Source organism: Sulfurovum zhangzhouensis (genome assembly GCF_030347965.1).
In the GTDB taxonomy this organism is placed as follows: domain Bacteria; phylum Campylobacterota; class Campylobacteria; order Campylobacterales; family Sulfurovaceae; genus Sulfurovum; species Sulfurovum zhangzhouensis.
In genome coordinates this window covers 538,061-555,954 of record NZ_JAQIBD010000002.1, presented here as the reverse complement: position 1 = coordinate 555,954, position 17,894 = coordinate 538,061, and the positions used below count along the sequence as shown (strand labels likewise).

The window sequence follows — 17,894 nt, the reverse complement described above, 5'->3', positions numbered from 1 at the left end:
GATGACTTATGTTTTGCTGACAAAGTCACCCTATGGATCTCACTATAAAGGATTCTAATGGCTAAAGGTAGAAAAGTAACGATAATTGGAACAGGAAACTTCGGTTCAACGGTTGCATTTATTTTGGCAATGAACGGAGCATGTCACAATGTTGTACTAAGAGGGCGTGATGTAAATAAAGCTAGAGGTAAAGCACTTGATATGTCTCAGGCAGCCAATGCAGCACGTCAACATACAGTCGTAAAGGCTGCAAGGGGACCTGAAGATATCGCAGGTTCAGATATCGTAGTAATCACAGCAGGTGCACCAAGAACCCCTGGGATGAGTAGGGATGACTTACTTACCAAGAATGCGGCGATTGTTAAAAAATATGCTCAAGAGATCAAAGAGTATGCACCGGAATCTATCGTTATCGTAGTTTCAAACCCGCTAGATGTTATGACCTATGTTGCACAAAAAGTAACAGGATTCCCTAGAGAGAGGGTACTGGGTATGGCAGGTATCCTTGATGCAGCACGTATGGCTCACTTTATCTATGAAAAACTTGAATATGGTGCAGGTCAGATCCGTGCAACAGTAATGGGTGGACACGGTGATACAATGGTTCCTCTACCTAAGTTTACAACTGTTGCCGGTGTACCGATCGAAGACTTGCTTGATGCAGAGCAGATCGGGGAGATCGTTCAGAAGACGAGAAACGGCGGTGCAGAGATCGTAAACCTTCTAGGTGACGGTTCAGCTTATTATGCACCGGCAAAATCTACGGCGATAATGGTTGAATCTATGCTTAGAGATACCAAGCAGATCCACTCATGTGCAATTATGCTTGAAAATGACTACGGATATTCAGGAATTGTTTCCGGTGTTCCCGTGATGATCGGTGCAGGCGGTGGAGAAGAGGTAATTCATATGACCCTGAAACCACTTCAGCAAGAACGTTTTGCTAAATCAGTAGCTGCTGTACAGGAGATGGTTGATAAGCTCTATGAACTTAAATTCTTTGATGAAGAGGCATAGTGTGGCAGGTCGTAAAGTAGGGATTGTCGGTACTGGTGCAGTAGGTGCAACGGCAGCATACTCACTCGTTATGATGGGTAGCTGTGAAGAGATCGTTTTATTTGATATCGTTGAGGGTGTAGCACAAGGTAAGGCGATCGATATGGGTCAAGCGGCACACTATTCGCCAAAAGGTACCAAGGTAACTGCAGTTAAGAGTGCTGCAGAGATGAAAGATTGCGATATCGTAGTGATCACTGCGGGTGTGCCGAGAAAAGGTGAGATGACCAGAGCAGATCTTTTGATGATCAATGCGAAGATCATGAAAAATGTGGTTGATGATGTCGCAAAGAACTCTCCTGATGCAATTATCATCTGTGTTTCAAATCCGCTGGACGTAATGACCTATGTCATTCATAAGATGACAGGATGGGAGCGCAACCGTATCATAGGTATGGCCGGTGCATTGGATGGTGCCAGAATGGCATATCAGATTTACCAGACACTAGGGTATGGATTGACACAAACAGGTGATCTTGTAATCGGTGATCACGGTCAAAACATGATCCCACTTCCAAGTAAAGTACAAGTAGGTTCAGTAAACGCTTCAGAGCTTTTGACTCAAGAACAGATGGAACAGATCATTGAACGTACGAAAAACGGTGGTGCAGAGATCGTAAAACATTTGGGGACTTCAGGTTATTACGGTCCTGGCCGTGCTGTAGCACATATGGTAGAGGCGATACTTGATAATTCCCGTATTGTTGTTTCTTCCTCGGTTTTGCTTCAAGGTGAATACGGATACAGTGATGTATGTGTTGGGGTACCGGTTGTACTTGGCCGTAATGGCGTTGAAGAGATCATTCAGATTGACCTTGATGAAGAAACACAAGCAAAGTTTAAAATATCGGTAGAGTCTATTCAGGACAATATCAATATCTTGATTGAGAATAAATTTTTTGAGTAGGATGACAAATGAGAGAAATCGAATATAGTGAGGTGGTGAAAGCCGTTAAAGACATGATTATGTATAGCGGTACTGATCTTCCACAGGATACTTATGATGCACTTAAACAGGCAATGGAAGATGAAAAGTCACCTGTAAGTAAAGAGGTGATTCGCCAGATCCTTGAAAATGCTGATATTGCAAAAGATGAAAAAAGACCATTATGCCAGGATACAGGTCTGGCAGTTTTCTTTGTAAAAGTCGGTGATCAGGTAAAGATCAAAGGAGGACTTCTTAAAGATGCGATCAATGAAGGAACTGAACAGGGATATACTGAAGGATACCTTCGTGCTTCTACATGTGAACCGTTCAGTAGAGCAAATCTTAAGGACACGGTAGGATACAATCTTCCTGCAATTATCCATTTTGATCTTGTAGCAGGGGACAAGATAGATATAGAGTATGCTGCAAAAGGCGGCGGATCGGAAAACGTAAGTAGAGCGAGAGTATTCCCGCCAGCAGCAGGAAAAGAAGGTATCATCGCATATGTGAAAGAAGTGATCAGTGATGCTGGAGGGAATCCATGTCCTCCGATCACGATCGGTGTTGGTATAGGCGGTACTTTTGAAAAAGCTACAATAAGCTCTAAACATGCACTTTTTAGAGATATCGGTAGTGTGAATCCTGATCCTGAGATGGCAGAGCTTGAAGAGACCATTCTTAATGAGGTGAATAAACTCGGAATCGGTGCAATGGGTATGGGTGGTACAAAAACCGCACTTGCTGTACATATCGAATCAAATCCATGTCATATCGCTTCATTACCTGTTTCTGTGAATGTGCAGTGTCACTCATCTAGACATACACATATCACACTATAAGGAGAAAGAGGATGGCAACATATAATTTGACAACGCCACTGAGCAGTGAAGATACAAAAATGCTCAAAGCAGGTGATACAGTATTTCTAAGCGGTACGATTTTTACTGCCAGAGATGCAGCACACAAAAGGTTGGTAGAGCTAATTGAAAAAGGTGAGGAACTTCCATTTGACCTAGAAGGATCGGTGATCTATTTTGTTGGTCCAACACCTCCAAAACCGGGTGATCCTATCGGTAGTGCAGGACCGACAACATCTTACCGTATGGACAGTTATTCACCTACAATGCTTAAGCATGGTTCAAAAGGTATGATCGGTAAAGGGAAAAGAAACCAGGAAGTTAAAGATGCTTGTGTAGCATATGACGGCATCTACTTTGGTGCAACAGGGGGTGCAGGCGCACTTCTAGGGAAACAGATCAAAAGCGCAGAAGTGATCGCATATCCTGAACTTGGTCCTGAGGCCGTACGTAAACTTGAAGTTGAAAAGTTTCCTGTAACAGTGATCAACGATACGTATGGGAACGATCTTTACCAAATGGGTAGAGAACAGTACGAAGTCAAAGACTAATTCTTCTCTATACTCTCTTTTTCTACATACCCTGGTACAGGGTATGTATCTCTTTTTACATAATCCTTCTTCATTTTAAGTCTTCTTAAAAATTATGATATATTATTAAATATAATTATCTATAAAGGAGTGGCCATGGAATTTCGGATAGAAAAGGATACAATGGGTGAGATGCAGGTTCCTGCGGATAAATACTGGGCAGCACAAACTCAACGTTCAGTACTTAATTTCGAGATCGGAACCGAGAAGATGCCTTTAGAGATAATATACGGTTTTGCTAACCTTAAAAAAGCGTGTGCGCTTGTAAACAACGAGTTAGGACGACTGAGTGATAATAAGACCCAAGCGATTGAAAAAGCATGTGATGCAGTACTGCGTGGTGAACTTGATGATAATTTTCCACTGGTTGTATGGCAAACGGGGTCGGGTACACAGTCAAATATGAATATCAATGAAGTAATAGCAAACAAAGCAACTGAGATACTTGGCGGAAACTTTAACATGGTTAAGATGGTTCACCCCAATGATGATGTCAATAAAGGACAGAGCTCTAATGATACCTATCCAACGGCCATGCGCATTGCCGAAGTAGTCGCAGTGACCGATAATCTTATACCTGCATTGATTCAACTCAAAAATACCTTTTACGGGAAATCCATAGCCTTTAACAATATAGTAAAGATCGGTAGAACACACCTTCAGGATGCAACACCTTTAACACTTGGACAAGAGCTTTCAGGCTATGTTGCAATGTTGGATAGTAACCTTAATCAGATCAATGATGCACTTGAATATTGTAAAGAACTTGCAATAGGAGGGACTGCTGTAGGTACCGGACTGAACTCTCATCCTGAATTCTCACAAAAAGTGGCAGCTATGCTTAATAGTTTTATGTCAAAAAAATATCGATTTGTTTCTCAGCCAAATAAATTTCATGCATTAACGGGTCATGATGCAGAAGTGGTACTTTCAGGGGCACTCAAAGCACTGGCTGCAAACCTTATGAAAATTGCAAATGATATTAGATGGTTGGCATCGGGTCCTAGGTGTGGTCTTGCAGAGATAGAGATCCCTGCCAATGAACCCGGATCTTCAATCATGCCCGGAAAAGTGAACCCCACACAGGCCGAAGCGCTGACTATGGTCGCAGTACAAGTGATGGGTAATGATGCAACCATAGGTATCGCAGCAAGTCAGGGTAACTTTGAACTCAATGTATTTAAGCCGGTTATTGCCTATAATATTCTACAATCTACAAGACTTTTGGCAGATGCAATGATCAGTTTTGATCAGAACTGTGTCGTAGGTATTGTACCGATCAAAGAGAATATAGACAGGTTCTTAAATGATTCGTTGATGTTGGTAACAGCACTTAACCCGTATATCGGGTATGATAATGCAGCAAAAATCGCCAAAACAGCGCATGCCAACGGTTCAACACTCAAAGATGAGGCTGTGAATCTTGGACTGATGACTGCTGAAGAATTTGATGCCGCAGTGAAACCGGAAGAGATGATTTCGCCTAAACCGTAACAGTTTACTCCGGATGAGAAGCCTCATCCAGAGTAATTTTGACTATTTTCCCTCAAAAACTGTGTAGATATAGTACACTTTTTCAAAATCAAATGAACTAATAAAAGAATTAATCCTATATTATTTGAGAAAATCCTATAATATCTGAATTAATTTGTAATTTTAAAGGAGATAACGTGAATATTCATGAGTATCAGGCAAAACAAATTTTTGCTAAATATGGTGTTCCTACGCCAAGAGGTATTGTTGCCAACACTCCGGACCAAGCAGCTAAAAACGCGTCTGAGCTAGGTGGTGATATCTGGGTAGTAAAAGCACAAATCCATGCAGGTGGTAGAGGACTGGGCGGTGGTGTTAAGCTTGCAAAGTCTATCGACGAAGTTAGAGATCTTGCTGGCCAAATCCTTGGAATGACACTTGTGACACACCAGACTGGACCTGAAGGTAAACTAGTACAAAAAGTTTACATTGAAGAGGGTGCAGATATCAAAGATGAACTTTATCTTGGTGTAGTACTTGACAGAGCAAAAGAGATGCCTGTGATCATGGCTTCAACAGAAGGTGGTATGGAGATTGAAAAAGTAGCTGAAGAGACTCCTGAAAAGATTATCAAAGTAGCTGTAGATCCTGCGATCGGGTTCCAAGGTTTCCACGGTAGAGAGTTGGTATTCGGTCTTGGGATTACAGATACAAATGAACAGAAAAAATTCATTGATTTTGCTTCAAAACTTTACAAACTATATATGGAAAATGATGCTGAACTTATTGAGATCAATCCATTAATTAAGACAGGATCAGGTGACTTCCTTGCACTAGACGGAAAAATGGGATTTGATGATTCTGCACTTGGCAGACACCCTGAGATCGAAGATATGAGAGATATCTCAGAAGAAGATCCGGATGAAAGAGAAGCTAGCCAGTATGGACTTAGTTATGTTGCACTTGATGGAGAGATCGGTTGTATGGTAAACGGTGCAGGACTTGCAATGGGTACTATGGATACAATTAACTACATGGGCGGTACACCTGCAAACTTCCTTGATGTTGGTGGTAAAGCAAATGCTGAGACAGTTGCAAAAGGTTTTGAGATTATCCTTAAAAACCCGAATGTAAAAGCGATCTTCGTAAATATCTTTGGTGGTATCGTAAGATGTGACCGTATTGCTAACGGTATCCTTGAAGCTACAAAGATGGTAGATGTACATGTACCGGTTATCGTAAGACTTGATGGTACAAATGCACTTGAAGCAGCAGAAATTCTTAAAAATGCAAATATCGCAAATGTTATCCCGGCAACTGATTTGGCTGATGGTGCGGCAAAAGCAGTAGCAGCGGCAAAAGGAGAGTAAGAGATGAGTATTCTAGTAAATAAAGACACAAAAGTAATCGTACAAGGTTTTACAGGTAGCGAAGGTACATTCCACGCTGAGCAATGTATCGCATACGGAACAAACATTGTTGGTGGTGTTACACCGAACAAAGGTGGTCAAGAGCATCTTGGTAAGCCGGTATTCGATACAGTAAAAGAGGCAGTTGAGGCAACAGGTGCGACGGTATCTATGGTATTCGTTCCGCCTGCGTTTGTAGCTGATGCAGTAATGGAAGCAGCTGATGCTGGTATCGAGCTTGCTGTAATCATCACAGAAGGTGCACCGGTACGTGACATGCAGGCTGCAAAAGCATTTGCAACAAAACACGGTATGAAAACAATCGGGCCAAACTGTCCGGGAATTATCACAGCTGAAGAGTGTAAGATCGGTATCATGCCGGGTATGATCTTCAAAAAAGGTAATGTTGGACTTATCTCTAAATCAGGTACTTTGACGTATGAGGGAGCAAACCAGGTAGTAAAAGAAGGATTTGGTATCTCTACAGCCGTAGGTATCGGTGGTGACCCTATCATCGGTCTTTCTTATAAGCAATTGTTACCAATGTTTGAAGCAGATCCTGAAACAGAAGCGATCGTTATGATCGGTGAGATCGGTGGTGATCTTGAGATCCAGGCAGCAGCATTTATCAAAGAGAATATTACTAAGCCTGTGGTTGCATTTATTGCTGGTCAGACTGCACCAAAAGGTAAGAGAATGGGGCATGCCGGTGCGATCGTATCAGGTTCGGCTGGTACAGCTGCAGAGAAGATGGCAGCACTTGAGGCAGCTGGTGTAAAAGTAGTTGTTTCTCCGGCAGATATCGGTAAAGCGGTAAAAGAAGTACTCTCTAAATAAGTACCGTTATTCATCCATAAGCTTATCATAGAATGATGAGCTATTATGGATTTTCTTTTTCCTCAGGGATTTCCCTGAGAACCTCTCTAATTTTTTGTTAAACTCTTTTGATCTACATATTTCTTACATCATTTTTTACTATAATTATCTAATATTCATAAAAGGTAAAAAATATGAGACAGACATTTGAAGTGCTTAATGTTAAATGTGGTGGATGCGCATCTACAATCAAAACAAAACTTTTTGATGAGTTTGGAGAAATAGAGGTTGATCTTAATAAAGAACCTCGTGAAATTACAGTAGAAATTACAGTAGAAAAAGTAGTAGCACTGAAAGCAGCACTTAAAAAGCTTGGTTATCCTATGAAATCTGAGCAAATGGGTTTTGTAGAAACCAATACAGCAAAAGCAAAAAGTATCATATCCTGTGCAATAGGGAAAATGAACCAATAAAAGAGTGAAAAAGTCTGCTTTTTCTTGCTTCGAAATGTAACAAAATCACTTATAGTTACAATAATGCTATGTTATTCATAGCCCCCTTAGATAAACTAGTGTATCCTCAACCATAGTGAATTGTTTATCTCACTTAAATATAATATATTAAAGGGGCACAAATGGCAGTAATGACAGCACCAGAGAATACTCCGGTATGGGTAAATACGGCTAGATGTAAAGCTTGTGATATCTGTGTGGATGCATGTCCGGCAGGTGTACTTTCTATGAAAGCAGATGCGAGTTCAACACTTGGTGCAATGATTGATATTATCGCACCTGATTCATGTATCGGATGTAATGAGTGTGAACTTTCATGTCCAGACTTTGCAATCTATGTTGCAGAAAAAAGTGAATTTAAGTTTGCTAAACTTTCTGACTCTGCAAAAGCAAGACAAGAAGCAATTATGAATAACGGGTATAGACTACCTGCAGACTATGAGGAGGCTAACTAATGGCGGAATTAAGAGAAATTATATCAACTGGTAACGACCTTGCAGCGATTGCAGCGGTAGATGCTGGATGTAGATTTTTTGGTGGATATCCTATTACTCCATCAAGTGAGGTAATGCATACAATCTCTGACCTGCTACCGGCTGTAGGTGGTACGGCAATTCAGATGGAAGATGAGATCGCTGGTGTTGCTGCGGCAATCGGTGCAGGGATGAGTGGAGTACGTACACTTACAGCTACTTCAGGACCTGGTATTTCATTGAAAGCTGAAAACCTTGGTCTTGCGCAGATGGCTGAAGTACCATTGGTTGTTGTAAACGTTATGAGAGGTGGTCCGTCTACAGGTCTTCCTACACGTGTTTCACAAGGTGACGTTGCTCAGGCTAAGAACCCAAGCCACGGTGACTATAAATCAATTACTGTATGTGCTGGTAACCTTGCTGAGTGTTATACTGAGACAGTTAGAGCGTTCAACCTTGCAGATAGATTCATGCAACCGGTTTTCGTACTTCTTGATGAAACACTTGGACACATGCACGGTAAGGCAATGATCCCTACTGTAGAAGAAGTACAAGCAGGTATCAAGCCAAGAAAAACATTTGACGGGGCACCTGAAGATTATAGACCATACGATGTTGCTCAAGATGAGCCTGCGGTACTTAACCCAATGTTCCAAGGTTATAGATACCACTATACTGGTCTACACCATGATGCTATGGGATTCCCGACTGAAGAGATCGAAACATGTAGAAAACTGATCGACAGACTCTTTAGAAAAGTTGAAGAGCATACTGATGAGATCGAATCAAACGAAGAGTATATGCTTGATGATGCAGAGATCCTTTTGATCGGATACGGTTCAGCATCACTTGCGATTAAAGAAGCGGTATCTGTACTTAGGGCAGAAGGTGTGAAAGTAGGTATGTTCAGACCGATCACACTTTGGCCAAGCCCAGAGCAGACAATGTACGAGCTTGGACAGAAGTTCGATAAAGTACTTTCAGTAGAGCTTAACCAAGGTCAATACCTTGAAGAGATCCAAAGAGCAATGGGAAGAAAAGATATTCAGAAGTTGACTAAAACAAACGGTCGTCCATTCTCCCCTGCAGATATTATCGAGAAGGTTAAGGAGGTATTCTAAAATGGCTTTTAATTACGATAGTTACTTAAGACTTGAAAAAATGCCAACACTATGGTGTTGGGGATGTGGGGACGGTATCGTTCTTAAATCATTTATCCGTGCTGTTGAGAAGCTTGGTCTTTCAAAAGATGAAGTTTGTGTTGTTTCTGGAATCGGATGTTCAGGGAGATTCTCTTCTTACGTTGATTTTAACACGGTACACACTACACACGGTAGAACAGTAGCATTTGCTACAGGGATCAAGCTTGCTAACCCTGATAAAACTGTTGTATGTGTTGCTGGTGACGGTGATGCACTTGCGATCGGTGGTAACCACACGATCCACGGTTGTAGAAGAAATATTGACATGACATTGATCGTGATCCAAAACTTTATCTACGGTTTGACTAACTCTCAAACTTCACCGACAACACCGCAAGGTATGTGGACAGTTTCACAAAAAGCTGGTAACATCGACCCTACATTTGACGGATGTGAACTTGCGATTGCTGCAGGTGCATCATTTGTTGGTAGAGAGAATGTAACTGCTCCTAAGAAACTTGAAAAATTATTTGTAGAAGCGATGAAACATAAAGGATTCTCTTATATTGAAGCAATGTCAAACTGCCACATCAACCTTGGTAGAAAGAACAAAATGCAATCAGCAATGGAAAACCTTGACTGGATCGACAGCATTACAATGCCTAAGAAGAAGTATGATGCACTTAGCCCTGAGGAACAACTAAACCTTCTTCCAACTGGTATCTTGAAGCAAGATACTGAGGTAAGAGAGTACTGTGATATGTATCAAGATATTATTGATGTACACCAAGGTAAACGTGGACCGATCACACAAGACGACTTTAAGAAAAAAATCTAAGGAGAGAAGAACATGAGTAGAATTGTAATGAGATTTACCGGTGTTGGTGGTCAAGGTGTTCTTCTAGCAGGTGAGATCTTCGCAGCAGCGAAGATCAAAACAGGTGGATATGGTATCAAAACTGCTACGTATACATCTCAAGTACGTGGTGGTCCGACTGTGGTTGATATCCAATTGGATGACAAAGAGATCTTTTATCCGTATGCAATCGATGGTCAAATCGACTTCATGCTATCTGTTGCGGATGTAAGTTTCCAACTTTTCAAAAAAGGTGTACGTGAAGGTGGTACGATCGTAATCGAACCAAACCTTGTTTTCCCAAGTGATGAGGATAGAAAAAAATGGAACATTGTTGAGATTCCAATCATTACTATCGCTAAAGAAGAAGTAGGGAACGTAATTACTCAATCAGTTGTTGCTCTAGCTATTGCTAACACTTATATGGAAGCACTTAATGAAGATGTACTGATCGAGACAATGCTTTCAAAAGTACCTAAAAAAGTACATGAGCTTAACCTAAAAGCTTTTGAACTTGGAAAAAAATACGCGCTTGAATCAAAAGTAGAGGCGTAATTTTATTGTCACTCATCTTTCGGGATGGGTGCAATATTCTTAATTATTATTCATATCTACATATACTTATAGACTTTTAAAAAACCCTTCATTTAACTATAATCATAAATTATTTTAATTGATCAAAAATTGTTCAATTTTGAAATCATTCTGTGACTTTTGTACGTTATACTCCAATTATGATAAAAATGATAATTATAACTATTTTATTAATGTTTGGTGTGTTATTTGCAGATGAACAAAAAGCACATACACACCTTTCATATGATACATCTGTAACATTGTTACAAGATATTCAGAGTGATGCTATCATTCTGGGTGAAGGAAAGAAGCTGGTATATGTTTTTGTTGATCCACTCTGTCCGCATTCACGTAAATTTATTACAATGGTCTCCCAAAGTCCTGAGATGCTCTCAAAATACCGTTATTGTATTTTTTTGTATAGTATTCCCCGTTTGAAATCGACTGATGTTGTCTCAGCGGTCTATATGTCACCTAAACCTATCGATACACTGCTTCAAATTATGGTAGAGCAAAAAGTCAGTTCTACTAAAGGTGATGAGGTTACTATTGCAAAGGTTGCGAGGATCGCTAAAATTGCTAATAAGATGGATGTCTATAAGCGTCCTTATCTAATCATAAAAAAGTGATGAGGACAGTAGGAGTTTTTTAACTATGTATTACCACACGCCTAATATCAATCGCTATGTTGATACTATCGTAAAGTTTCGTATACCAGTGATCATGTTTTATGTTTTATTTGTTGTGCTCATGGCTACACTTTTCCCGCCAAAATTCCTTTCGTCTGATGCACTTTTTTGGCTAAAAGATTCGCAAGAACTACAAAAAACACAGTCAAAACAGTTTGCGACCCATCATCTTTCAAAACTGGTGGTAAAGGTTGATAAATTCGATGAAGGTACGCATGAAGCACTAAAAAAACTTCATGAACAGCTTGTAGAACTTGATGGAGTTGAGAAAGTCTCTTCTTTATTTAGCAGTGATTTTGTTGAAACGAAGAAAAGCGGAAAAGAATCGGAGATGTTGACAGTTATCAATACCGGGGATTTAGATACGCTAAGACTTCGTAAACTGGTTAAAGAGCTGCATAATGACTACTGTAATGTTGTCGAAAATGATTTCAAAACCTTTTACTATTATATCAGCGGGAAGAAGTCCATTGATATCAGCGGATTGGACATTCCGGGTACTTATGTATATAAGTCAAATAACGGAGAGATAGACTGGTCACTTGTAAGTGCCTATGCATTGATATTTTTCTTCGTCATGGTAGTGATATTCAGATTGTTATTTAGAAATTATGTAGCGTTTTTCAGTGCTCTGCTTGTAATCGGATTTAGTACAGTTTTAACATTTACGCTCATTGTGATGCTCACAGGCATTGAGACAATGCACATTACCATGCCTTTTATCACTATCAGTATCGCACTAGTTGACTTTCTGTATTTTTACTACCGTTGGCATGTCTCCCAGTACAAAGTCAATAGGCATAATGCACTGCTAAAGATGTTAAACCGAAGTATGTTACCCGCACTATGGACATCGGTGATTACTGCATTGGGACTGGGAAGTTTAGTATTGATAGACTCTGATATTATTAGATTATTAAGTCTAAGTGTGATCATCTCTTCTGTAACGGGTTATATACTGAACCTGACTTTTCTACCTGCAATGCTAAGCTATTTTGAACTTGAACATACGCATGTACCTTATGCCAAAATAGGTTATCTTTTTACCTTGCGGGAGCTTCACTATAATAAAAAGTTCCTCTTTGGATTTTTGGGATTGACCTATATGTTATTGGTAATAGGTGGATATCTGATCTATGGCGAGAGTAACCGTTTTTTCAAGTTTAATGTACAAAATGAACAAATAGAGCTTAAAATACCCTATAAACAAATCGATCTTCCGCTTATTCATTCTATTGAGCACTTTACTGAAGCTTTACAAGAAAGGTTTGAAGATGAACTAGGGGAGATCGTCTCTTTATCTTCTATTATCAATAGCCTCAATGATGCAAATACACAAACAGATGAACTGGACGAAGAAGCATTGTTGCAAGCACTGTTTTTCATGGACCTTTATGGTTTAAGTGACAAATATTATGATGAAAACTCTGTGAATATGATTATCAATCTTTATGATATTGATAAAGTGGAACTCATCGATTGGTTGTTACAGTACAAGGGTATCGAGCTTTATTTTGTCGATAATGAAACACTGCTTGGAAGTGCAAAATACAACCAAACGCTTTTGCTTGCCAGTTCATTGCTTTCTGCATTATTAATCATAGGGTTTATTACAGGATGGATCTTCCGATCCAAGGCAATGGCATTTGTGGGCTTTACGGTAAATGCTATTCCTATTATATGGTTTGGAATGATAGTAACACTTTTAGCCATACCGCTAAGTCTTGAGATGCTAATCGCTACGACAATATCCTTGGGGCTTGCTTCAGATGCGACTATCCATTTTGCATTCAAATATTTCCGTTTGAGATACTTTGGACGTAGTCGCAAACATGCACTTGAAAAGATGTATTTTTACTCAGGCATTCCCGTGATCATCGGTTCTATGATCCTTATCACAGTTTTTGCGATGTTATACTTTTCTCAGGTACACTCTTTAGAACTTATCGGATTATACAGTGCAACTTTGATTTTACTCTCTCTGTTTACAGATATTTTTGTGTTACCGGTGATGCTGTTGTTTATAGACAGGTTTCAAGGGACCCGTTAATTGCTTCCTTTTGGAGCTTCCCTTAGGTATGAATTCTCTGCACGGTATTTAATTTTATGCTATAATTCGCTTAAGGTACGACAGATAGTTGCTGGTGACATCATGTCACGAGAGGAAAGTCCGGGCTACATGCAAGACAGGGCTCCATCTAACTGATGGCCGGAGTAATCCGAGGGCAAGTGCAACAGAAAGTAGACTTCCACGTAAGTGGTAAAGGTGAAACGGTGGGGTAAGAGCCCACCAGTGCCTGTGGTAACATGGGCAGCTAGGTAAACCCTTCCCGTAGCAAGAAGTACATGGTAATAAGTCTTGCTAACGCCGCTCGATCGGCAAAAGTACTTCGCTTGAGCGTACTGGCAACAGTACGCCTAGATAAATAACTATCCAAGACAGAACCCGGCTTATGGCGTACCTTTCTATTTTACATAACTTATCACAACTTCACATAATCCCCATAAAATAGCCGTTTAAAGGCACTTTAAAGCATTATAGTATTTTTTAAAATGTTACGTTATATTAATTAAATTGTATGTATTATTACACAAAGGTGTACCAAAAGTGTACCAATTTTAATGGTACTGGTACACCACCTATACAGGAAGGATCAAATATGGCATCAGATTGGGAATTGATACCTACAAAATATGAGGGATTATACTATCGAAAGAATCAACGTAATAAGAAAGTATTTATAGCGCGCTTTAAGATAGATGGTAAAGCATATAAGCGTAAAGTAGGTTCAGAACCATCTATGAATACTATGATGGCAAATGAAGCTAGACTTAAATTGATCTCTGAAATGAAAAGTGATATTGAAGATGTTATCTTAGAAAAAACTTTTGATGAGTATTTTGAAGAGTACCTTGAGAGTTGGAGAGCTACTCATAGCGAGAGCTGGTGGTATAACACAAATCTAAATTACAATAGGTATCTAAAAGATGCAGTAGGAGATATGCTGCCAAGTCAGATTAGATCATTTTATATACAAAAGATCATGAATAATATGTTGCTTGGAGAAAATGATAAGCATAAGAAGTATAAGCCTTCCACTGTGAAGCATGTGAAGAATGCAGTGACCGGCACCTTTGATCATATCATAAAACAAGGTATAAATATCAGAAATATAGGACGGGATCTCACTATACCAAGCTATGATAATAAGGTGTATTTCTCTATATCAGATGATCAGGCTAAGAAGCTGTTCGATGTGATACTGAGTTATGATGATCCAAAGTGGAGAGCTTACTTTGTATGGTTGCTTCATGGTAGGAGGAAGATGGAGGTAGCTGAGGCACGCTGGGAATGGTTACACATGCATAATATGGAGTATGTGATACCAGGGAAATATACTAAGTCAGGGAAAGACATCATAGCACCTATAACGAATTTACTCAAAGATGCACTCGAAAGGTATGGTATAAGGGAAGAGGGGTTTGTGTTTGTCGGTAATGGTCAGACCGGGCATATATCATCGACCGGCATTGACTTCCAGTGGAGGAATATCAGGGCTTTGGCAGGTGTACCAAAGATGAGACTGCATGATATACGTCACCTGATAGGATATATAGGGGTAAATAGCGGATATAGTCTTGAGCAGATCGGAGCAGTGTTATCACATGGATCTACAGAGACTACAAAAAGATACTCAAATATGAAGAGGGATACGGCTAGAGATGTACTGGGGAATATGTTTGATATGTATGTTAAATAGCCGTACTTTCAAGGTAAGCCTGTACTGACTTCTTTGAGTATCTATAAGGTCTAGTGGTAGTGTAGAACTTCACTTTCCTTTCTGTTCTTAGGTTTGCCAGTTTGCTTGTACCGCATCCGATCATAGCAAGTGCTTCTTCTTGGCTGATGCTGTCTTCTTCATCAGGAGATCTCTGCAGCTCTTCTTTAGCTAGCTTGGCACCTTCGAGCATAGCTTGCTTGATGATACCTTTGAACTCTTGATCAGACAGTTGTATGTATATTACGCTCATGTGTTATCCTTTCTAACAAAACCGCATCTTTTACATTGTTTGAAACCAAAATATTGCTTCATTTTGTGTCCATGTCCTACACACCTTAACCAGCTCATATACTTCTCCTTTCATATTTCTTTCTTTTCGGTTCTATATATGGTTTTTGACAATCTTTATCTTTATGTGACCCGTATTGCCATTTACCAATACTGCAAATATGTTCTGGGTCTCTATCTCCGCATGTATCTATGCTATCCCTATGAGTACAAAAACCTCTATGACAATAAAACTTACAATCTGAGCAGTGCATCTAATCTCCTTACGCTACAGTCTCTTTTTCAAAGATAAGTTCAGACTCTTCCATTTCCCATAAGATAGCTTTTGCTACATGAGGGGGAACGGAATTTCCTACCATTCTTACTGCCTCTGTCTTAGTGACTTTCTTTGTCTTTGTCACACCTTTTTCTACCACTTCATATTCCGGATCATAGATGAAATCATCCGGGAATCCCTGCGCTCTGAAAAGCTCACGCTCTGTGAACATACGCATACCGATGTCAACAATGATGTCTCCCGATCTTGTCTGAACAAAACGCTTACGTGGCAATGGTATCGCACCGATCATTGGTACTGGTTCATCTGCATACTCTTCCATCATACGTGCTATCCACCATGCTGTGTATCGATCATCATCGCTGATAGGTGGTGTCATTAGTTTTTCTTGCAAAACACCAAAGCAGTCCTTAGTCCTTATCGTATGAAGCGGCTCATCGCATGATTGACCATGTATGTCATTACCATAGAACTTATACAAGTGTGAAGCAATAAGGCCATGAGACAGGCCACCGGCCGTGATAGTATGTACCGGTTCATCGCAACCATATCCCAGGTTGTCACCCTTCATTTTGATACAGTGGGAGGCGATAACTGACATCTTTGGTATAGCCGTGATCGCATTAAGTGGCATATCTATCTTTTGACCAACGCTTTGACCGAATTGGTGTTGTATATGTGCCATGATAACACCATGGGTATCACTTGCCGTGATCGTGGTAAGAGGTTCTTCAAGACTGTTTCCAATAGGCATACGTTTTGGATCAGTGCCTTTTGCATTGATCACATATGCAGCAGTGATGGCATGTCGTTTTTCGGTAACTATAGTAGTCAATGGACGGTCTGCGCTCCATACTGATTTATCTCCACTTGATTTATTATCAATCCCGGTGATATATGGAACTACAAGCCCAAACCGTTGGCCTCCGGACGTGATCGTATGCAATGGACGGTCAAGTGTACCGCCTCGCACGTCTGCACCTTTTGTTTCTCCGTAATATGATTGAAAATATGGCACTGCAAGTCCATATCCGTTTTTAGACGTGATTGTATGCAATGGTTCATCGATACTTTGGCCACGGTATTGATCTCCTTTGTGGTTGATCTTTACTATATACGGTTTATCCGTCTCAATGACAAACTTCTTGATTCCATTTGCGATACGCTTCATGGTATTGTCTGCAAGTGGCCGAACCACTTTTAGATTAAGCTCTTCTTTGATCTGTTGCTTTGACTTGAAGATAGATGGGGTAGGTACTTCCCAGTCTATACATTCTCCAGCGGTTCTCCATGTCTTAAGACCGCTTTCTTTGAACCCTTTTGCAGATGGATCTCCATGAGTAGGCTCAGGCCACTCTATAGGCATACCATCACAACGTGCCATCATATAAAGTCTTTTTCTGCTTGTAGGTGATCCATAGTCAGATGCTACAAGCTCCTTGAACTCGACTTCATATCCAAGACCTTTGATAAGCTGCTTCCTACTATAGTCTTTTCCTATGAAAGGCTTTAGGAAACGTTCTATCTCGATGAATGATGGGTGATTTTCAGGTATTCCAGTAGTGAGTACACCTACGAATGCATTGAATGTTTCTCCCTTACGTGATGGGTCCGGAACGATGTCACCGTCTTTGTCTACCATCGTTGCTCCCCAGTCTTTAAACTCTGAAACATTTTCAAGCGTAATCCTGCGTGGTCTTACAGTGGCAGCCCAACCGATACCAACCCATGCAAGGCCACGGATGCGGTCTGCCGTTTCCTGTGATAGTTTGGTATGATCTACACTGCAGTGATCTCCGCATATCGTATGGCGGTTAAGTACTTTCTTTTTACCCTTTGCCCTGGAATGATAGGTACAGTCCGGGGATAGGTGAAGATGCTTGACTCCTGCACCCCTTGTTACAAGTAATGGATGATACTCGAATACATCATTGATCATCTGAATAGATTTAGGAAAGTTAGCGCGGTGTATGGCCAGTGCTGATGGTGAGTGATTGATAGCTATGTCAAACTTAAAGCCTATCATCTTACCGCCGGCACTTACACCGCCACCACCTGCAAATAACTCAACGCTTAATTCTTCATCATTGACACCTAATCTAGGGTGCAGGACTCTTTTACTCATAGTTGCTCCTATTTGCATTGATATATAAAAAGTTGATAAAATTTC

Annotated in this window: 17 protein-coding genes and 1 other RNA gene; 16 read left to right on the top strand and 2 right to left on the bottom strand. The window is 40.3% G+C overall.

Features of this window, described 5'->3' with window-relative positions; all coding sequences use genetic code 11:
• Positions 1–57 precede the first annotated feature (57 nt).
• From PGH07_RS08045 to PGH07_RS07970, 16 genes are all read left to right on the top strand, one after another.
• Positions 58–1,017, top strand: coding sequence for a malate dehydrogenase (locus PGH07_RS08045; protein ID WP_289413882.1), 960 nt, complete (start codon positions 58–60; stop codon positions 1,015–1,017).
• A 1-nt stretch (position 1,018) separates the two neighbouring features.
• Positions 1,019–1,963, top strand: a complete 945-nt coding sequence (locus tag PGH07_RS08040; protein WP_289413881.1) for a malate dehydrogenase — start codon at positions 1,019–1,021, stop codon at positions 1,961–1,963.
• 8 nt (positions 1,964–1,971) lie between these two features.
• Positions 1,972–2,823 (top strand): fumarate hydratase, encoded by an 852-nt coding sequence (locus tag PGH07_RS08035; RefSeq protein ID WP_289413880.1) that lies wholly within the window; start codon positions 1,972–1,974, stop codon positions 2,821–2,823.
• 11 nt (positions 2,824–2,834) lie between these two features.
• Positions 2,835–3,392, top strand: coding sequence for a Fe-S-containing hydro-lyase (locus PGH07_RS08030; RefSeq protein WP_289413879.1), 558 nt, complete (start codon positions 2,835–2,837; stop codon positions 3,390–3,392).
• 135 nt (positions 3,393–3,527) lie between these two features.
• Complete coding sequence (fumC, locus tag PGH07_RS08025; RefSeq protein ID WP_289413877.1) at positions 3,528–4,925, top strand: class II fumarate hydratase; 1,398 nt, start codon at positions 3,528–3,530, stop codon at positions 4,923–4,925.
• A 176-nt stretch (positions 4,926–5,101) separates the two neighbouring features.
• Positions 5,102–6,274, top strand: a complete 1,173-nt coding sequence (sucC, locus tag PGH07_RS08020; RefSeq protein ID WP_289413876.1) for an ADP-forming succinate--CoA ligase subunit beta — start codon at positions 5,102–5,104, stop codon at positions 6,272–6,274.
• 3 nt (positions 6,275–6,277) lie between these two features.
• On the top strand, positions 6,278–7,150 hold the full coding sequence (gene sucD, locus PGH07_RS08015; protein ID WP_289413875.1) for a succinate--CoA ligase subunit alpha: 873 nt from the start codon (positions 6,278–6,280) through the stop codon (positions 7,148–7,150).
• Positions 7,151–7,323: 173 nt separating this feature from the next.
• The gene (locus tag PGH07_RS08010; protein ID WP_289413874.1) at positions 7,324–7,602 is read left to right on the top strand and encodes a heavy-metal-associated domain-containing protein; all 279 of its coding nucleotides are present in this window, start codon (positions 7,324–7,326) and stop codon (positions 7,600–7,602) included.
• Positions 7,603–7,763: 161 nt separating this feature from the next.
• A complete protein-coding gene (locus PGH07_RS08005) occupies positions 7,764–8,096 on the top strand; it encodes a 4Fe-4S dicluster domain-containing protein (RefSeq protein ID WP_289413873.1) in 333 nt (110 codons plus the stop codon).
• Positions 8,096–9,235: a 2-oxoglutarate synthase subunit alpha gene (locus PGH07_RS08000; RefSeq protein WP_289413871.1), complete on the top strand. Its 1,140-nt coding sequence runs from the start codon at positions 8,096–8,098 to the stop codon at positions 9,233–9,235. The genes PGH07_RS08005 and PGH07_RS08000 overlap by 1 nt, the downstream gene beginning before the upstream one ends.
• A 1-nt stretch (position 9,236) precedes the next feature.
• Positions 9,237–10,094, top strand: coding sequence for a 2-oxoglutarate ferredoxin oxidoreductase subunit beta (locus PGH07_RS07995; RefSeq protein WP_289413870.1), 858 nt, complete (start codon positions 9,237–9,239; stop codon positions 10,092–10,094).
• Positions 10,095–10,106: 12 nt separating this feature from the next.
• Entirely contained in the window at positions 10,107–10,667 is a 561-nt protein-coding gene (locus PGH07_RS07990) for a 2-oxoglutarate:acceptor oxidoreductase subunit OorC (protein ID WP_289413868.1), read from the top strand.
• Positions 10,668–10,855: 188 nt separating this feature from the next.
• Positions 10,856–11,317: a thioredoxin domain-containing protein gene (locus PGH07_RS07985; RefSeq protein ID WP_289413867.1), complete on the top strand. Its 462-nt coding sequence runs from the start codon at positions 10,856–10,858 to the stop codon at positions 11,315–11,317.
• Positions 11,318–11,342: 25 nt separating this feature from the next.
• Positions 11,343–13,427 (top strand): RND transporter family protein, encoded by a 2,085-nt coding sequence (locus PGH07_RS07980; RefSeq protein ID WP_289413866.1) that lies wholly within the window; start codon positions 11,343–11,345, stop codon positions 13,425–13,427.
• Between the two features lie 72 nt (positions 13,428–13,499).
• Positions 13,500–13,846: RNase P RNA component class A (gene rnpB / locus PGH07_RS07975), an RNA gene on the top strand.
• Positions 13,847–14,037: 191 nt separating this feature from the next.
• Complete coding sequence (locus PGH07_RS07970) at positions 14,038–15,138, top strand: tyrosine-type recombinase/integrase (protein ID WP_289413865.1); 1,101 nt, start codon at positions 14,038–14,040, stop codon at positions 15,136–15,138.
• Here the strand turns inward: PGH07_RS07970 and PGH07_RS07965 are convergent.
• Positions 15,131–15,409: a hypothetical protein gene (locus PGH07_RS07965; RefSeq protein ID WP_289413864.1), complete on the bottom strand. Its 279-nt coding sequence runs from the start codon at positions 15,407–15,409 to the stop codon at positions 15,131–15,133. The two genes, PGH07_RS07970 and PGH07_RS07965, sit on opposite strands and share 8 nt — an antisense overlap.
• A 301-nt stretch (positions 15,410–15,710) precedes the next feature.
• Positions 15,711–17,849 (bottom strand): DNA cytosine methyltransferase, encoded by a 2,139-nt coding sequence (locus PGH07_RS07960; protein WP_289413863.1) that lies wholly within the window; start codon positions 17,847–17,849, stop codon positions 15,711–15,713.
• Positions 17,850–17,894: the final 45 nt, after the last annotated feature.

What these genes read in the sequence shown, in the direction of transcription:
- PGH07_RS08010 (WP_289413874.1), top strand. Translation starts at nt 7,324, where the DNA reads ATGAGACAGACATTTGAAGTGCTTAATGTTAAATGTGGTGGATGCGCA.
- PGH07_RS08005 (WP_289413873.1), top strand. Translation starts at nt 7,764, where the DNA reads ATGGCAGTAATGACAGCACCAGAGAATACTCCGGTATGGGTAAATACG.
- sucD (WP_289413875.1), top strand. Translation starts at nt 6,278, where the DNA reads ATGAGTATTCTAGTAAATAAAGACACAAAAGTAATCGTACAAGGTTTT.
- PGH07_RS08030 (WP_289413879.1), top strand. Translation starts at nt 2,835, where the DNA reads ATGGCAACATATAATTTGACAACGCCACTGAGCAGTGAAGATACAAAA.
- PGH07_RS07965 (WP_289413864.1), bottom strand. Translation starts at nt 15,409, where the DNA reads ATGAGCGTAATATACATACAACTGTCTGATCAAGAGTTCAAAGGTATC.
- fumC (WP_289413877.1), top strand. Translation starts at nt 3,528, where the DNA reads ATGGAATTTCGGATAGAAAAGGATACAATGGGTGAGATGCAGGTTCCT.
- PGH07_RS08035 (WP_289413880.1), top strand. Translation starts at nt 1,972, where the DNA reads ATGAGAGAAATCGAATATAGTGAGGTGGTGAAAGCCGTTAAAGACATG.
- PGH07_RS07990 (WP_289413868.1), top strand. Translation starts at nt 10,107, where the DNA reads ATGAGTAGAATTGTAATGAGATTTACCGGTGTTGGTGGTCAAGGTGTT.
- PGH07_RS07970 (WP_289413865.1), top strand. Translation starts at nt 14,038, where the DNA reads ATGGCATCAGATTGGGAATTGATACCTACAAAATATGAGGGATTATAC.
- PGH07_RS08000 (WP_289413871.1), top strand. Translation starts at nt 8,096, where the DNA reads ATGGCGGAATTAAGAGAAATTATATCAACTGGTAACGACCTTGCAGCG.
- PGH07_RS07960 (WP_289413863.1), bottom strand. Translation starts at nt 17,849, where the DNA reads ATGAGTAAAAGAGTCCTGCACCCTAGATTAGGTGTCAATGATGAAGAA.
- PGH07_RS08045 (WP_289413882.1), top strand. Translation starts at nt 58, where the DNA reads ATGGCTAAAGGTAGAAAAGTAACGATAATTGGAACAGGAAACTTCGGT.
- PGH07_RS07985 (WP_289413867.1), top strand. Translation starts at nt 10,856, where the DNA reads ATGATAATTATAACTATTTTATTAATGTTTGGTGTGTTATTTGCAGAT.
- PGH07_RS07995 (WP_289413870.1), top strand. Translation starts at nt 9,237, where the DNA reads ATGGCTTTTAATTACGATAGTTACTTAAGACTTGAAAAAATGCCAACA.
- PGH07_RS07980 (WP_289413866.1), top strand. Translation starts at nt 11,343, where the DNA reads ATGTATTACCACACGCCTAATATCAATCGCTATGTTGATACTATCGTA.